This window comes from Rothia sp. HSID18069, from assembly GCF_003989155.1.
Classification (GTDB): domain Bacteria; phylum Actinomycetota; class Actinomycetes; order Actinomycetales; family Micrococcaceae; genus Rothia; species Rothia aeria.
In genome coordinates, this window is sequence record NZ_RBMG01000001.1 from 283435 (window position 1) to 299035 (window position 15601).

The 15601-nt window shown below is 60.6% G+C and carries 13 protein-coding genes; 10 read left to right on the top strand and 3 right to left on the bottom strand.

All coding sequences use genetic code 11. The features are described from left to right. The first annotated feature begins 183 nt into the window (after nucleotides 1-183). Together D8M41_RS01305 and D8M41_RS01310 are read left to right on the top strand one after the other, a co-directional pair. A complete protein-coding gene (locus D8M41_RS01305; protein ID WP_023134176.1) occupies nucleotides 184-2613 on the top strand; it encodes a phage holin family protein in 2430 nt (809 codons plus the stop codon). 236 nt (nucleotides 2614-2849) lie between these two features. Then, the gene (locus tag D8M41_RS01310) at nucleotides 2850-3563 is read left to right on the top strand and encodes a DUF6318 family protein (protein WP_023134175.1); all 714 of its coding nucleotides are present in this window, start codon (nucleotides 2850-2852) and stop codon (nucleotides 3561-3563) included. Between the two features lie 246 nt (nucleotides 3564-3809). Here the strand turns inward: D8M41_RS01310 and D8M41_RS01315 are convergent, their stop codons facing one another. Continuing rightward, the gene (locus D8M41_RS01315; protein WP_126926265.1) at nucleotides 3810-4514 is read right to left on the bottom strand and encodes a DUF6318 family protein; all 705 of its coding nucleotides are present in this window, start codon (nucleotides 4512-4514) and stop codon (nucleotides 3810-3812) included. A gap of 505 nt (nucleotides 4515-5019) precedes the next feature. Between D8M41_RS01315 and D8M41_RS01320 the strand changes: the two genes are divergently transcribed. From D8M41_RS01320 to D8M41_RS01340, 5 genes are all read left to right on the top strand, one after another. Next, a complete protein-coding gene (locus D8M41_RS01320) occupies nucleotides 5020-5493 on the top strand; it encodes a DedA family protein (protein ID WP_006888771.1) in 474 nt (157 codons plus the stop codon). 36 nt (nucleotides 5494-5529) lie between these two features. Further along, nucleotides 5530-6579 carry a LysR substrate-binding domain-containing protein gene (locus D8M41_RS01325; protein WP_023134171.1) on the top strand — a complete coding sequence of 350 codons (1050 nt, stop codon included), beginning with the start codon at nucleotides 5530-5532 and terminating at the stop codon, nucleotides 6577-6579. Between the two features lie 83 nt (nucleotides 6580-6662). Further along, a complete protein-coding gene (locus D8M41_RS01330) occupies nucleotides 6663-7169 on the top strand; it encodes an NUDIX hydrolase (RefSeq protein WP_023134170.1) in 507 nt (168 codons plus the stop codon). Continuing rightward, the gene (locus D8M41_RS01335) at nucleotides 7166-8263 is read left to right on the top strand and encodes a glycine betaine ABC transporter substrate-binding protein (protein ID WP_126926266.1); all 1098 of its coding nucleotides are present in this window, start codon (nucleotides 7166-7168) and stop codon (nucleotides 8261-8263) included. Before D8M41_RS01330 ends, D8M41_RS01335 begins: the two co-directional genes overlap by 4 nt. A 2-nt stretch (nucleotides 8264-8265) precedes the next feature. After that, entirely contained in the window at nucleotides 8266-9489 is a 1224-nt protein-coding gene (locus tag D8M41_RS01340) for a pyridoxal phosphate-dependent aminotransferase (protein ID WP_023134168.1), read from the top strand. A gap of 97 nt (nucleotides 9490-9586) precedes the next feature. Here D8M41_RS01340 and D8M41_RS01345 read toward each other — a convergent pair whose 3' ends face one another. Continuing rightward, a complete protein-coding gene (locus D8M41_RS01345; RefSeq protein WP_006888749.1) occupies nucleotides 9587-9856 on the bottom strand; it encodes an exodeoxyribonuclease VII small subunit in 270 nt (89 codons plus the stop codon). Between the two features lie 124 nt (nucleotides 9857-9980). Beyond that, complete coding sequence (gene xseA, locus D8M41_RS01350) at nucleotides 9981-11276, bottom strand: exodeoxyribonuclease VII large subunit (protein WP_006888707.1); 1296 nt, start codon at nucleotides 11274-11276, stop codon at nucleotides 9981-9983. Between the two features lie 112 nt (nucleotides 11277-11388). On the opposite strand from xseA, the gene D8M41_RS01355 reads away from it, so the two are divergent. From D8M41_RS01355 to D8M41_RS01365, 3 genes are all read left to right on the top strand, one after another. Then, entirely contained in the window at nucleotides 11389-12885 is a 1497-nt protein-coding gene (locus D8M41_RS01355; protein ID WP_023134166.1) for a hypothetical protein, read from the top strand. A 27-nt stretch (nucleotides 12886-12912) separates the two neighbouring features. Continuing rightward, a complete protein-coding gene (locus D8M41_RS01360; RefSeq protein ID WP_023134165.1) occupies nucleotides 12913-13998 on the top strand; it encodes a 4-hydroxy-3-methylbut-2-enyl diphosphate reductase in 1086 nt (361 codons plus the stop codon). Between the two features lie 283 nt (nucleotides 13999-14281). After that, on the top strand, nucleotides 14282-15601 hold the full coding sequence (locus D8M41_RS01365; protein WP_023134164.1) for a sensor histidine kinase: 1320 nt from the start codon (nucleotides 14282-14284) through the stop codon (nucleotides 15599-15601).

A 15601-nucleotide genomic window follows, 5' to 3' on the forward strand; every position in this document is an offset into this window, starting at 1 on the left:
GGGGGCCACCGCATTATTGTGCGGTTGGGTGTTTTCAACCCGGTGCTGTGTGGGTGGGCACAAAAACTTGGTGATGTTTTGTGCCTGGGGCGTATTCTGGCACACCGATATCCGCTAATTTCGGTAGTATTTATAGATATAGGTTTTTGGGGTCCGGCGTTTTTATGGGGGCGGTATAGAAGCATGATCTGGCTGAGCACTTCGGGCATTGTGGTTGCCCTTGCTGTCATTATGCTCTTGTGGGTTGTGCCTAGGGCTTCTCGGCGTGCGCCCGCCAACGGATCCCGGCGGCAGCTGGCGAGTGTGGGCCGCACCGCTGAGGATATTTTCTTGTCCGCAAAAGTACTGTTTAATGAGGAGACTGCACGCGGCACGGGTGCGGCCGTGCCTTCGGCTTCCGGCAAGGCTGAGGTGTACGCTTCAACCTCCACCGGTTCGCTGGAGCCCCTGGGCGGGGTGGAGTTTGCTGAGAGCGCCGCTTCGGCTGCGGTGAACGTGCAGCAGCGACAGGAAGAGTTTGCGGACGATAAGACGCAGCTGCTGTACACCACGGATGCAGCCGAGAGTGCCGAAGACGCCGACCTGTGGGAGGAGGCCACGATGCGTGAGGACGCGAACGCCCAGCAGCAGGGCGCACACGATACTGAGCTTTACGACGAACCGTACGATGAGGACCTCTACGCCCCGGAGCCTGACCTGGATTCTGCGCCCGGTGCGGAGCTTGCCGACGGCGAGGCTGATGCACCCGCACATTGGGAGGTTACAGCAAATTCCCAACCTTCAGGCTCCCGGATAGGTCGTAGTATCCCTGAGGTTAATATAGACGCTGAGACGGCGGGGCAGGATCCCTCCGCTGCGGACACCGATTCTCAGCCTCGTAGCGGCACACACCATCAGGGCACCGGGCGTGCGGAGGAGTCTCGGGGGGAGGCGCCTTCGGCGGCTGCGGTTCGCGGCCCTGCCCTGCATGAGCTTTCCTCTACCGAAGAAGTTCCGGAGGTTCAGGAGTCAATGCTGGGGGGTCCGGTACCTCCGGGGATGACGGTTCATACCGGCCGCGCCGTACTTTTGGGTGTGGCCTTGCTGGCGTTTGTTGCGGCCCTGGGGTTTGCCCTTATGGCTTTTTCCGGCATGCTGTCGTGGGTGTGGCCGGTGGCGGCGCTGCTGGTTGCTGTGGCGACCGGCGGGCTGCTGCGGTACCTGGCGATTTCGGGTGCTAAAAAGCCCGCAGCGAGCCGCCGCGAGTCTTCCAGTGCCCCGGTATCCGAACAGGCCGAGGTGATAGCCTCCGCTGAGCACGGCAGCCGTGAGTCTGAAACAGCCGGTGCTGACCCGGCGGCTAATACCCGTCGCACCAAGGGGACACGCCCCGCTCCCGCCCGTATAGCAGCTGCGGGTTCGGCTGCACGGCAGGGCGGCAGCAGGACGCAGGGGCATCGCGCCCCCGCTGCCGAGCACCGCAGCGAACGCGTGGCAGGGCGTGAGCGTCCCGCTGGTGAGGGCGTTCAGGAGGAGTCGTCTCGTCCCCGCCGTGAGCCTGCACCACTGCGCCGCCACACACCTGCGCGTCGCAGTGCGTCAGCTCAGGGAGCCCGCGTCGCCGCATCGCCCGGGGTTCAGCGGGAACCTGATGTTCAGGGTGCCGCACGCCGTAGTGCAGTGGAACGGGAGCCGGTTCGGGCCCGTACTTCTCAGCTTCCGGCGATTCGCCGGGGTGGGCGGGGCTCGCACCTGCCCCCGCAGCTGAGGCCCCTGGCGCACCGTGATGAGCCCATGCTTTTTGATATCCAGACCGAGACCCCTCAGGCGCCTTCAGCCTCTGCCCAGGCCACTCAGCCTGCAGACTCGGCTGTATCTTCTGCGCCGGTCACTGCTGCCCCCACCCAGAGCGCCCCTTCCCAAAGCGATTCTGCTGAGGCGGCGCAGCCTACTGCGCCTGTTCCAACTCAGCCACCTGCCGCCCCGGCCCGACCGGAGGCTGCTGCTAAAACTGGCAGGGTGCCGCAGCAGAACCTTTCCGGGGCATCCTCCTTCGAACGGAGTGGCTCCTTTGATGCTGACGCTACCGCCCCGATCACGGATGGGATATCCACGGCGAACCTGGCTCAGCGTGCCGCTGCGGCCCGCGCGCAGGCTACCCGCGCAGCTGAGGCGGCGCAGCAGGTGCAGCGTGAGGCTGCTGAGCGTGCCCGCCGCAGGGCGCGGCAGCTGAATCTGCAGAACCCGTACCCGCAGCAGGATCCGGTGCAGCAGCCCTCCAGTGATACGGCGGAGCACACCACGGTGCCGCTGGGGCAGGGTGCAACCCCTGATGCGCCGCCGGTACAGCCGCCCGTTCCGCATACTCCGGTGCCGTCAACTATTGATGAGAGCGACCTGGACTCTTTGGATGATGATGTCTCACCGGTGTTCGAGCCGCAGCAGCAGCTGGGTACGCTCGGCAGCGGGTTTGAGGATACGTCTACTCAGGGCATTCGGCTGGGCCCCGGGGCGATGCCCATGTTCAAGGCCACCTCAAACACCTGGGAGCCGGTGGAGTTGCCGAAGCCGCTGCACACCTTGCATCAGAAGAAAGATAAGGATGCTAAGGGTAAAGGTAAAACCGGAGAATAGGTACCAAGGGCAGAAGCCGAGATATACAAATGCAGAGTGGCTTTTGCCGTAGTCTATAAGCGCCCGTGCGGGCCTGCCTCACTGTGAGACAGGCCCGCACGGTGTTAGTGTGCGGATAGATATAGCGCACAGTAACTCTATGATTAAAGTAATACTTGGATATACCGTGTGAGTGGGCACACAGAACCTATGATGGGTTTATCGAATAAATACAATCCGAAAGGATACCGGTTACGATGACTTCCGAAATAACCCGCCGCGCGGCTTTAAGTCTTGTGGGTGCAGGAACAACGGTGTTTTTATCTGCCTGCGCGGCAACCAATGTATTTGTGGGTACTCAAGAGGATGCCTCTTCACCGTCAGCCTCTCCCAAAGACTATAAAGGCGAGGCGAAACTGGAGGAATACGATACTTCTGCTGGTACCTTTGAGCCCGCAACCCATGACACTCCGCCCAAAAACGTTCCCAAACCTATTAAGCCCAAAAACGCTGACGAAGATTCCATAGCCGGGCTGTATTCCAGCATTGCATTTCTTGGGGCGGCTATTACCTATGCCTTTACTACGGGGGATACCACATATGTGCAGGACTCGGCGTTCAACGAGGAAACAAAGAAAGAGATAATAAACAATAGGGTCGTACGAAAAACGGCTGAGGGTAAACACTGGGAAGCTGACATTAAGCTCGTTTATTCTCTGGAAACCTCAGAACCCACAAAAGAAGGGGACGAGTACACCTGGCCGTACCGGGGAATTTCCCGCCACGGGGCGTACTATGTGGAGGTTAACGGCCCAAAGACCAGCGTGAACTTTATTTCTGAGAGCAGCCAGGAGACTATAACACCGGGGCGGATCAAAGCAAAACACACTGGCGGTCACTGGGTCATTAGTTTTGAGACCGATGAGAGTGCCAGCCCCAGTGCTTCCTCCTCCCGCTCATCAAGCATATAAGGCGCGTTTCTTATAGTGTGCTTTCTGTAAACGGGGACGAATCATGGCCCAGCACCAATAATGATGGGGGTGCTTTTTTGAGTAGCAGGGAAGGGGAGAGAAGGCTCCTGCCCGTTCCCTGTACCCGTGTATTTTCCGTAGTCGGAGTGCAATATCTAGGGCTATCTGGGTGTATATATAAGGGAGGAGTCCCTCTTAGGACTCCTCCCTTGCTGTCACCCGGATGTTCGGGATGGGAACAGTTTTTTAGGAAGACGGTGAGGCGCTGGAGCTTGATGAGGGTATGTCAAAGGTAATCACCCAGCGGCCATTGGTGTGTTTTGCTTTAATCTTCCCACCTCCCTTATGCACCTGCTGTTTCGTGGGGATGGTGCTCACCTTCACGGAGCGTTCGGTAGAAGTCTCTTTCACATTCACTCGGTACGCCCCGTGGCGTGATTCTTCTTTATATGGCCAGGTGTACTCATCCCCTTCTTTTGTGGGTTCTGAGGTCTCTAAGAAAAAGACAACTTTGGACTCGGCCTCCCAGTATTTACCCTCACGGATCTTATCCAGAGTAAACCCAGAGGTAAAATTTTTCCGGTCTTCCTCGTTGAGGGCGGACTCGTTGGCCGGCCCGACCTCCCCGGTGAGTAAGGCATAAGTAATAGCCGCCCCGAGAAACGCGATACTGGAATATAGTCCGGCTACGGAGTCCTCGTCAGCATTTTTGGGTTTAATGGGTTTGGGAGCATTTTTGGGCGGGGTCTCCTGAGTAGCGGGCTCAAAAGTACCGGCGGAAGTATCGTATTCCTCCAGTTTCACCTCGCCTTTGTAGTCCTTTTTAGCGGCCGATGAAGACTCGCTGGAGGAGCCATTAATAGCTGTGCCAGACCCGCAGGCGGCGAGAAGCGTTAGGGATGTTGCGCCCGCAAAGCCCAGGGCCGCGCGGCGGGTTATCTCGGAAGTCATGGTAACCGGTTTCCTCTCAAGTGCGTGATGTACCAGCTATCTCTATCCTAGAGAACACGCGGCCCATAAGCACGTACATTTAACTATTACTTTAAATGTAGGCTTCTGTGTGGCGAGTGTACTGGGTGCAGCAGCTTCCGTCGCAGTTAAGGTAAGGAGGGGGTTCCAGCTGGAACCCCCTCCTCGCATCACACACAGGAAGAAAAGTCTTCGAAACCGTTTCGCGGAAGAATCCTTCCCACAAGGACTCTCGCTATTTGGTAATAAAAATATAACCTAATTAATGGGGGTGTGCCAACCTGAATATCCCAAGAAATAGTGACAACCTGTCTGCAAAGCAAGGTGTACCTAAGTTAGTTCCGTGTATTTGCGGGCAAAAACCGGGCACGGCTAGGGCACAAAAAATATTTAAACTTTTCCCCGCCCTTCTTTGCGCACCCTCAGCTGTGGGTAAGGCCGGTAACATGCGGCGGTATGGGTGGGTAAAACGTGAGAGAATGGCAGAGTGAAAGAATGGTTCGATTCCCTACCTGTAGAGGCGGCCGTTGCCTGCCTGTGGGCGATCGGCATTATCCGCACGTCCATTGTGTTTCTGCTCGGCTACCTGGCTGCCGCAGGAGGGGCACGCTTGAGCCGCATCCGGGAAGCAATGGACACCCCCATATACCAGCGGGCCACAGCGTTCGTGAACCGCTGGGGCGTATTAGCCGTGCCGCTGTGCTTCCTCACCGTAGGCTTCCAAACCGCCGTCATTATCACCACCGGGTTCACGAAAATGCCGTTACGCCGCTGGGTCCCGGCCATGCTCGTGGGCACTTTCATCTGGGCCGTCATCTACACCACCGTGGGGTTCGCTGTGCTCGCCGCTCTGGGGCTGCAGCCGTGGATGCTGCCGGTTGCCCTAGCGGTAATCGTGCTCCTCAGCCTGGGAATCTCTAAAGTGCGTGAACTCATCACCGACCGCAAACCCCGCCCGTAACCGGGCCGCCGCCGTCCACTGTGCTAGCGTAAAGGCATGAACGAAACCCCCGAAGCTGTTACACCCGCAGAACCGGTACCGCCAAGCACCCAGCAGGAGCACAGCATTGAGCTTGCCGCCCCCGCCGCCGGGCTCATCTACTCGGCGGAGGCAGCCCCCGCACCGGTGCTGAGCCATGCCAGCTTACGCATCGGCTACGAGCCGGGGGTAATGCCCGGAAAATGGTTCACCCGCTGGCACGAACGCTACGGCAGAACCGCCCCGCTGGCCGAAATACCGCTTCGCGAAGGGGCCGGTCTTGAGGCACTCACTACCGCGCTCAGCACCCCGAACAGCACCAGCGGCGAAGCCCGTTTCGAGCCGTTAGCGCACATGGCCATAATGCGCGCCACCGCACAGGAAACCCCCGACAAAGACCGGTACCACAGCATCCGCCTGTACGAGGAAGTACCCGTTGTGGTGCTGTCCAAAGACCATGTGCTCACCGTGCTCGACGAGGTTCCCCTAGGTGAGATGGCTGAGGAGTTCCTGCTGCATGAGCCCGAGGAGTTCCCCGCCTGGGGTGAAGCCTCACAGCAGTGGCGCCAACAGAACCCCCGGTTTTTGCCGCAGATTCCCACCCACGCGGACGCTATCGAACTGGTAGCTGCCGGGGTGGGCCTGTACATCACCCCCATGTCGGTGGCCCGCCTGCACCACCGCAAAGACCTCACCTACCGTCCAGTACCCGATGCCGAGCCGTACCCCGTGCACCTGGTGTGGCCCCGTACCCCAGCAGCCCCCACCCCCGATACGGTCCAGGGCGAGAAAGACGACGAGTTTGAGGTGCTCATCCAGGACTTTATCGGCATCGTGCGCGGGCGCACCGCATCCAGTAACCGAGGCAGCGAAACCGCCCAGGCCCGCCGCACCCGCATAGCCGGTGAACGCGCCAAGGCCACAGCGAAATCCCGTGCGGCTAATGCCCGCCAAGAAGCATGCCACCAGAAAACAGCCGCCTCCCGCACCGGCGGCACCTCCCGGCGCAAAGCCGCAGCAAGCAGCAAACCGGGACGAAAAGGCAAGCGAACCGGTAAACGCCGGTAGCCCGCCCCCACCCGCCATCACGGGTGAATAGCGCCACCAGTAAACAGGCCGAACGCCCAAGAAGACGCGGTAGAATCAAATCTATGGCATTAGCAATGGAGACCCGACCCGCCGCCTACGCGGTTGTTATTGAGCAGGGCAAACTGCTCATGACCCGCTGGGCGCCCGAAGACCGCTCGCACGAGCCCCTGTGGACGTTACCCGGCGGCGGCATGGAACCGGGGGAGCAGGCCGACGAAACAGCCCTGCGGGAAACCCTCGAAGAAACCGGGTACAGCGTTGCCATTGAAGACGTCCTGGGCGTGCACGCCGGGCATTTCCCCGCACGCAACGGCATGTACGGCAACTCCCTACCGTTCTGCGCCTTACGCATTATCTACCGGGCACACATCGTCACCGGCCAGCTGCGGGCCGAAGAAAACGGCTCCTCAGACATTGCCCGCTGGGTTCCCATTAGCGAAATCGATACGCTGCGCTACGGCACCATTATTGATGAAGTGGCCTCCATGATGGGATACACCAACGCCGCCGCCTGGGCCCTGGAATACCGCGAATTCCTCGCCGACGAGAACGCCAGGAAACTATCATGAACACACTCCGCCCCCGCCCGCTGATGAGCCGCCGCTCAGCGCTTACCGCCGCCGTGCTCGCCCCCATCCTGGCTGCCTGCTCCGCTGGGGACAATAAACCTACGATGGATCCCTCCGCCTCAGCCTACGGTACCCTCTACGTCACCACCGGGGTGCTGGGGGCTAAAACCATTGTTGCCCACGTGTACGCCCAGGCGCTGCGGAACGTGGGGTACACGGTGGAGGTTATCGGGCACAATAATAACCGCGACGAGTACCTAGCGGCCCTGGGCGCCACCGAAAACACGCGCCTTGATGTTGCCGTTGACTTCACTGGCGACTTGCTGCTGCACCTGACGAAGAACGGTACACTCAGCCCCGCCCAGCTGCAGGCGGAGCATCAGACGGCCTCCGCCAGTGCCTCCGCCGCCAGCGCCGGGGTGACCCTCACCCCCTCAGCCACCCCCAGCATCCCCGCCGATATTAGCCCCAGCCCCAGCCCGACCCCCACCGGCGACCCCATTAAACCGCGGGCCTTATCGCTCAGTGACACGCTCTCAGCCATCGGTAAAATCATCCCGGGGCACCTGAAACTGATGGATACCGTCAGCGCCCAAAACCGCAACGTTCTGGTGACCACCAACGCCACCGGGGCCCGGTATAAGTTCAATAGCCTGAACCAGCTGCCCGAAGTGAAAGCGCCCCTCACCTTTGCCGTGCCCGAGGCGTATAACACCGGAAACTACGGGATTGCCCTGCTCAAGAACGTGTACAAGTACCAGGTTCCCGCCACGAAGGTGGCTAATGAGAGCACCGAACGGGAACAGCTGCTGGCTAAAGACGCGGTGCAGGTGGCGCTTCTGCACAGTATCGACCCGAGCATTGAGGATAACCGGTTCACCATGCTCGAAGACCCCCAGTCCACCCAGCTGAACCAACAGCTGGTGCCTCTTGTGCGGCAAAGCCTGCCATCTAGTGCACAGGAGGCCATTAACCGCGTATCATCTACATTAGATACCGGTAATCTGACCTTTCTACTTCGCCTCACGAGTGGAACAAACCCCGTCGCCGAAGACGAAGCAGCAAAATTCTGGCTCGACCACCCAAGGAAGTGAATATGACTAAGTACCGTCAGTCGTCGAAGCTCAATAACGTCCTCTACGATATCCGCGGACCTATTCTCGAAGAAGCGAACCGTATGGAGGCGATGGGGCACCGCATCCTCAAACTCAATATTGGTAATACCGCGCCTTTCGGGTTCGAAGCGCCGGACGCGATCATGATGGATATTATCCGCCACCTGCCCGTCACGCAGGGGTACTCCGATTCGCGCGGGCTGTACTCGGCGCGAACCGCCATTGTGCAGCACTACCAGAACCGGGGCATCCTCGACCTGGAACCTAACGATGTGTACCTGGGCAACGGGGTGTCCGAGCTGATTCCCATGACCTTGCAGGCGCTGTGCGAAACTGACGACGAGATCCTCGTGCCCATGCCCGACTACCCGCTGTGGACTGCCTCGGTGGCGCTATCGGGCGGTAAGCCCGTGCATTACCTGTGCGATGAGGAAAACAACTGGTACCCGGACCTTGAAGACATTAAATCGAAGATCACCTCACGCACCAAAGGGATTGTGGTTATTAACCCGAATAACCCCACAGGTTCCGTGTACCCGCACCACATTCTGCAGCAGATAGTGGATGTGGCCCGCGAACATGAGCTGGTGGTGTTCACCGACGAAATCTACGAGAAAATTATTTACGACGGCGCCGAAGCCATTAACCTGGCCACCCTCACCGGTGACGACGTGCTGTGCCTGACCTTCTCGGGCCTGTCGAAGGCGTACCGGGTGTGCGGTTACCGTGCCGGCTGGGTTGCGATTACCGGCCCCAAACATGAGGCCGCCAACTACATTGAGGGCATCACCCTACTCGCCTCCATGCGCCTATGTTCGAACGTGCCCGCCCAGCACGCTATCCAGACCGCTTTGGGTGGGTACCAGTCCATTGATGCGCTGGTGGCGCCCGGCGGGCGGCTGCATGAGCAGCGTGACGTGGCGTACCGTATGCTGAACGAGATTGACGGTATTAGCTGCAACCAGTCGGACGGGGCGCTGTACCTGTTCCCCAAGGTCGATACTGAGAAGTTCAACATTGTGGACGATGAGAAGTTCATGCTTGACCTTCTGAAGGAGCAGAAGATCCTGTTCAGCCACGGCGGCGCGTTTAACTGGCATAAGCCCGACCACTTCCGCCTGGTGTTTTTGCCGGATGTGCAGACCCTCACCGATGCGCTGAACCGGCTGGGGGAGTTCCTCTCCGACTACAAGCAGCGTGCTTAACCGGCAGGTGTGAGAACAAGAAGCGAACGTCCGGGCGCCCGCGAAATGACCGCAGGTGCCCGGACGTTTAGCGTGCCGCGTGAGTTAGCTGGAGGGGCTAGCCGTGTGTTTCCTCCCCGTCTTCGGCGTTTTCACGCTGCTCGGCGCGCGCCTCATTAAGTTTTTCGCGGGCGCCCTCAAGCCACGCCTCGCACCGTTTCGCCAGGGACTCGCCGCGTTCCCACAGGGCGATGGAAGTCTCCAAATCGGATGCACCCGATTCTAGCTGCCGCACCACGTTCTCAAGTTCGGCGCGCGCCTGCTCGTAGCTGAGTGTATCAACCGGCGCACCCAGCGACTCGGTATTAAAACTAATGTTTTCGGCCATGTTCTGTCCCTTTCTGGTGGGGTTCTCATAAAATCTGGCAGGGTCTAAAAACTTCTAGTGCCGCCCCTGCAGCCGGTGCGGCACCGGCTTGGTGCGTCACACAGGGGCGCTGACGGGACCGGGCTCAGGCGTCCACATTCGATGCGTGCACCCCGGTGACGGACGCATCCGCGCTGCCAACCCCGGCGCGTACCGTCAGTGTCTCACCCACGGTCAGCGCGGAGGCATCCCGCACCAGCGCCCCGTCAGCCCGCTGCACAATCGCGTACCCGCGCCGCAGCGTCAGCTCAGGGGAGAGGGACCGCACCCGTGCCAGGGTGTGCGCCACCGCATCCTGCTCGCGCGCCAGCCGGTGCTGCACCGACACCAGCGCCCGCTCCCGTAAGCGGTGCACATCATCGGCGCGCCAGCCCAGGTCATTCTCGGGGCTGGTAAACACCGGGCGCTGCCGTAACTGCTGCACATACTGCCACTGGTTACTCAAATACCCGGCGATGGCCCTGTCAATACGCCCGCGCGCCTCACTAATCCGGGCGAACTCCTCCGCCACATCCGGCACGATGCGCTTGCCGGCATCCGTGGGGGTGGAGGCGCGCACATCAGCCACCGCATCAACGATGGGAGAGTCGGCCTCATGCCCGATCGCCGACACCACCGGGGTGTGGGCCGCCGCGACCGCACGCACCAGCGACTCGTCCGAGAACGGCAGCAGGTCCTCAAATGAGCCGCCGCCGCGGGCCAGCACAATCACATCCACCAGCGGGTCGGCATCCAGCTCCGAGAGCGCCGCACACACTTCACGCACCGCGTTCGCGCCCTGCACCGCCACCTGCCGTACCTCAAAAACAACTCCCGGCCACCGGAGCGAGGCGTTGCGGATCACGTCTTTCATGGCGTCGGAATCACGCCCGGTCACCAGCCCCACCTTCTGCGGCAGCAGCGGCAGCGGCTTCTTGCGGGAATCCGCGAACAGCCCCTCAGCGGCCAGCGCCTCACGCAGCTGCTGCAGCCGCTCGTGCAGGTTGCCGGTGCCCACCGCGTGGATGCGCTCACCCACCAGCGACAGGCGCCCGCTAGGAACCCAGAAACTTGGTTTCGCCAGCACCACCACACGCGCGCCCGGCACCACGTCTTTGCCGATGCTGTAGGCGGCGCGGCCAAAAAGCGCCAGAGAGAACGTGGCGTCAGCCTCAAGGTCTTTCAGGTCAATGAACACGCTGCCGCGCCGGTTATTGAGCGAAACCACCTGCGCCTCAACCCACAGCTGCGGCACCTTCTCAATATGCGCCTTGAGGTTGCGCGCCAAAAGCGCCAGCGGCCAGGGGTTCACGGCGCTCGTCTCGCTGGAGGTGGCGGGAATCTGCCGCTCATGCGCGGGCGGCACCGTGAGCACCTGCGGGCGGGCATCAAAATTACTCATACATCTATTTCTACCACCGATACGCCGCCGGACGCGCCGGAAACCCACCAATGTGTTTAGCTGAGGGCACACTCGCTAAACCCCGCAGGCGGCACAGGGTACTCTAATCAGTATGGGCGCACCCTCAACCGGCGGAACCGCCAAGAACCCTAAGACCCCCGAAACGCTAGAGAACCCCGAACAACCCGAACGCACCAAACCTTTACCCGGTGCGGGCGAGGTGGTGCCATCCGGCACGGACACCTCCGCCACCGAACCCGATGGGAACACGCCGGAAACCGGCACCTCCCCAGACACCGACGGCACCGAAACCCGCGATAATACGCTGAAATCCGCAGACCCACAGCTCACAGACCCGCAGCCCGCAGACTCACCCTCAGAAGAGCCGCAGTCAGCGCAGCTGCAACCGGACACAGACCAGGCTATGGCAGAAACAACCCGGCCCCTGCCGGATACGGCAGCACCGGAACCTGACTCGTCCGACACCACCGCAGCCCTCGACACCCCCGACGAGGAAGAACCCACCATAGCCCTTGACGAAGAGGCCGCTTTTAGCCACACCAAAACACTCGGCCACGCCGTGGCTGGGCGGTACGTGAGCGAAGACGACCTCGACGGCATGGGCATCCCCGCAGAGCATCCGATGCGCGCGCCCTCGGTGCTGCTGGCCCCGCCCGCCCAGCCGTTCGCGGCCGGGCTGCGCCGCGCCCTCGCTATTCTGCTGGCTGCGCTCGCGCTTATCACCGCCGTCCTCGGGGCGGGCGGCAAATGGGCCGGGACCCACCTGATTAGTACCCGCGGCTTTAACGACCTCAGCTCCCGGCTGGCCGACGACCAAGACCTGCAAAAACGTGTCGCGCAGGCCGCTGTCACCGACCTGATGAACTCTGAGGGGCTCAAAAAATATTTAGACCCTAACGGCAGCAGCTGGGTGAACCGGCTGCTGGTGCACAACCGCGACAGTGTACAAAAAACCCTCACCGAAGCCGCCGAAAAAATCTCCACCACCGGCGAGTACAAGAAACTGTGGCGGCAGGTCACCACCGACACGCACGCGCACCTGATCAGTGACGAAAACACCCCCGCCGCGCTCGACATCAGCGCGTTTTACCGTGAACTTGACACCGCCGTGGGAACCTTCGGTATTTATGACCCGGACATCCCCTCCTGGGGTAACCGGTACATTACCTTAGAGGATGGCAGCAGCACAGCCGTTCACGGTAAAATCATGCAGTTGAAATCGTTCGCCGACTCGGCGGATACGTTCCTGACGGTCTCCCTCATGAGCATGCTCATTGCGCTGCTGCTGTGGCCGCGCGGGAGGCCGCTGTTCCTGGCGTGCGTGCTCATTGCCGCGACCCTCGCCGCCTGGGGTGCATCCTTCTACCTGGAGGGGGTAACCCCGGCCAGCCTCGGCATGAACCCGGGCAGCGAACTCGGCAAAGTATTCCTTGACGGCCTGTTTAATGGGGCACGCCCCGACGCGGTCGCAAGTGCCCGTGCCACCGCCAGCTACAGCCTGATCGCAACGCTCATTACTCTGCTGCTGGGTATTTTGGTGAAACTCACCAGGCTCACTGCGAGCACCACCACAGTGCCCACACACTAGAAGAACAAACCACGTAGGATAGTAACCATGTCCGTTGAAACCATCTCCCTTGGCCTGCCCCCCGTCCCCAAGGTACGCCGCACCCGCGAAGACGTAGAAGCCGCCGCACCCGTCACCGGCCAAAAACGTGTGCTGCTGGCCACTCCGCGCGGCTACTGTGCTGGCGTGGACCGGGCCGTGATCGCGGTTGAGAAGGCCCTTGAACACTATGGCGCGCCCGTGTATGTGCGTAAACAGATTGTGCACAACCGCCACGTGGTTGAAACCCTTGAGAAGCAGGGCGCTATTTTCGTGGATGAGGTGGATGAGGTGCCCGAGGGGTCCGTGACCGTGTTCTCGGCGCACGGGGTGTCCCCGGCCGTGGTGTCTGCTGCGGGGCAGCGCCAGCTGAACACGATTGATGCGACCTGCCCGCTGGTGAATAAGGTGCACCGTGAGGCTGTGCGCTTCGCAAAACAGGACTACGATATTCTGCTCATTGGCCACACCGGGCATGAAGAGGTGGAAGGTACTGCCGGTGAGGCGCCCGACCATATTCAGATTGTGAACTCCCCGGACGAAGTGGGCGCCGTGACCGTGCGCGACCCCGAGAAGGTTGTGTGGATCTCCCAGACCACCCTGTCGGTGGATGAGACCCTAGAAACCGTGGCGCGGCTGCGTGAACGGTTCCCATCCCTGCAAGACCCGCCCTCAGACGATATCTGCTACGCCACCTCAAACCGTCAGGGCGCTATCAAAGAGATCGCCCCGCAGTCTGATCTGATGATTGTGGTGGGGTCCGCGAACTCTTCAAACTCTGTGCGGCTTAAAGAGGTGGCGCTTGAATACGGTGCCAAGCGCGCCGAACGGGTGGATTTCGCGCACCAGGTGGATGAATCCTGGTTTGAGGGTGTGGCGACTGTGGGGCTGACCTCCGGCGCGTCGGTACCTGAGGTGCTGGTGCAGGAGGTGCTGGCGCTGCTGGCTGACTACGGGTACGAGAGCATCGAAGAGGTAGAAACCGCTAAGGAAGATATTCTCTTCTCCCTGCCCAAAGAGCTGCGTGCCGCCCTGAAAAATGATGAGAACACTGGGCGTCAGCTCGGCGGCCGCGGGGCAAAACCGACCCGTTAGAGCATACTTGCCCACCCGCGCACCCGGTGCCCTTCCCTCATGGCGCGTCTTGGCCCGCAACAATGCTTGTGAGGGCGGGGGCCGTCGCTGTTTATCCCTTCGGGCCTGGAAACCACAGGCTACAGGGGAGGGGCGGATAACCGGGGGAGTACCACACGGTGCGCACCCCACCTATGACATTTAACACGGGTGTCCTCACGCATCCGGTGTAGCCTAAAAACACCCCGTCTATAATGGTGATACACCTTCAGGCGATGATGCACGGCAAGCACACGGAGCGAGTATGACAATCACGCGTACACCGGACCATGACAGCAAACCGGCCGCATCCAACCCGCACCGCACCGCACCCACCACCCGCGGCAAAGCCTCTTTCTTCGATAAAACGGGTATTGTGCGGACCCTCGTTTGGGGAAACTGTCTCAACATTTCCTCCAGCAGTTTTATTATTATTGGTCTTAGCGGATCAGCTGAAGCTGAACTCGTCAAAAACAACATGGGCCTGTGCACACTGTTGTATCAGACATGTGCAGCGCTGTTCTTTGCCGCCAACACAATGCCGCAGCTGATACCCGTGAAAAACACGATACTACGTACTGCGCTGTGGTGCGTGCTAGTGACGGCGCCTATTGGCTTCGTCGCCACCTTTCTATACCCGCAGGGTATCGCCGGGATGCTCTACACCATATCTCCCCTGTGGGTGGCGCTGTGGCTGATGAATGTGCACGTACCCTTCAAACTGGGGGTAAAAACAGCCGTTGCAATCGCCGTAGTCTTCACCATTAACTACTTTGTTGGCGTGGTGGGGCAGGGGTATTTCGATAACTCACTCACTGCCCCGTTCCCAGTCGTTTCCGGCGATAAAACCCTCAACGGGTTCTTCATTTTCGATATTGTTACCACGTTCCACATTATCGCCTACTTCGTGGGGCGCAGCATGCACAAGAGCCGGGAACACAAGGCTATTGAGAAAGAACTCGATATCCTCACCGAACGCGAACGCATCGCCCGCGACGTGCACGATGTTCTGGGGCATTCCCTCACGATCGTGAACCTCAAAGCCGAGCTGGCCGCAAACCTCGTGGAAACCAACGCCCCCGCCGCGCAGGAGCAGATGCGGCAGGTCGCCCAGCTCTCCCGCCAAGCCCTCGCGGAGGTGCATTCCACCGTCACCCGTTTGCGTGTTCCCGACCTTGAAGGTGAGATTCTGGCATCCTCACGCGCCCTGGAAACCGCCGGAATACAGGCGGACCTGCCCGATGCGACAACCGCCGCGAACATTGCGGGCATGAACTCTGCCCTGTTCAGTTGGGCGCTGCGGGAGACCGTCACCAATATTGTGAGGCACTCCCGCGCCACCTACGCCACCGTGCGACTGAACTCCACCGGGTTAGAGGTTATCGACAACGGCATAGGAATTGGTGATGCCCCGTGCAAGAGCGGACTCACCGGTCTGCGCACCCGCATCGAAGACGCAGGCGGCACCCTCACGCTCGGGAACGCACCCGAACACTGGCTGCAGCAGGCGCCCGCAGCGGGTGTGGGGGATGGGTGCCGTATCCGCATCAGCATGGACGAGAAAACCGACGAGATTATGGGGTAG

Coding starts and splice junctions, on each gene's coding strand:
- D8M41_RS01305 (WP_023134176.1), top strand. CDS start 184: ATGATCTGGCTGAGCACTTCGGGCATTGTGGTTGCCCTTGCTGTCATT.
- D8M41_RS01310 (WP_023134175.1), top strand. CDS start 2,850: ATGACTTCCGAAATAACCCGCCGCGCGGCTTTAAGTCTTGTGGGTGCA.
- D8M41_RS01315 (WP_126926265.1), bottom strand. CDS start 4,514: ATGACTTCCGAGATAACCCGCCGCGCGGCCCTGGGCTTTGCGGGCGCA.
- D8M41_RS01325 (WP_023134171.1), top strand. CDS start 5,530: ATGAACGAAACCCCCGAAGCTGTTACACCCGCAGAACCGGTACCGCCA.
- D8M41_RS01330 (WP_023134170.1), top strand. CDS start 6,663: ATGGCATTAGCAATGGAGACCCGACCCGCCGCCTACGCGGTTGTTATT.
- D8M41_RS01335 (WP_126926266.1), top strand. CDS start 7,166: ATGAACACACTCCGCCCCCGCCCGCTGATGAGCCGCCGCTCAGCGCTT.
- D8M41_RS01340 (WP_023134168.1), top strand. CDS start 8,266: ATGACTAAGTACCGTCAGTCGTCGAAGCTCAATAACGTCCTCTACGAT.
- D8M41_RS01345 (WP_006888749.1), bottom strand. CDS start 9,856: ATGGCCGAAAACATTAGTTTTAATACCGAGTCGCTGGGTGCGCCGGTT.
- xseA (WP_006888707.1), bottom strand. CDS start 11,276: ATGAGTAATTTTGATGCCCGCCCGCAGGTGCTCACGGTGCCGCCCGCG.
- D8M41_RS01355 (WP_023134166.1), top strand. CDS start 11,389: ATGGGCGCACCCTCAACCGGCGGAACCGCCAAGAACCCTAAGACCCCC.
- D8M41_RS01360 (WP_023134165.1), top strand. CDS start 12,913: ATGTCCGTTGAAACCATCTCCCTTGGCCTGCCCCCCGTCCCCAAGGTA.
- D8M41_RS01365 (WP_023134164.1), top strand. CDS start 14,282: ATGACAATCACGCGTACACCGGACCATGACAGCAAACCGGCCGCATCC.